A 217-nucleotide genomic window follows, 5' to 3' on the forward strand; every position below is an offset into this window, starting at 1 on the left:
AAGCAAATCTCTGAATTATCTTTCTTTGAATATGTAACTGGTATTTCCATTGGAAGTATAGGTGCTGAAGTTGCTATGGGACTGGAACGGAACATTTTTCATGGAATCGTTGGAATTGTCATTTTTGCAGCAATACCCTTTTTATCTGGTTTGCTTTCCTTAAAAAGTAAAAAGTTCCGTGATTTTGTAGAAGGAACAGGAACTGTCTTTATAAAAG

Annotated in this window: 1 protein-coding gene; it reads left to right on the forward strand. The window is 34.6% G+C overall.

Going from position 1 to position 217, the window contains the following annotated elements:
- The coding region (locus EOC06_RS39725) for a hypothetical protein (protein WP_206631520.1) at positions 1 to 217 on the forward strand (217 nt) is incomplete at both ends.

This window comes from Mesorhizobium sp. M7A.F.Ca.MR.362.00.0.0, assembly GCF_004023175.1.
GTDB lineage: Bacteria > Pseudomonadota > Alphaproteobacteria > Rhizobiales > Rhizobiaceae > Mesorhizobium.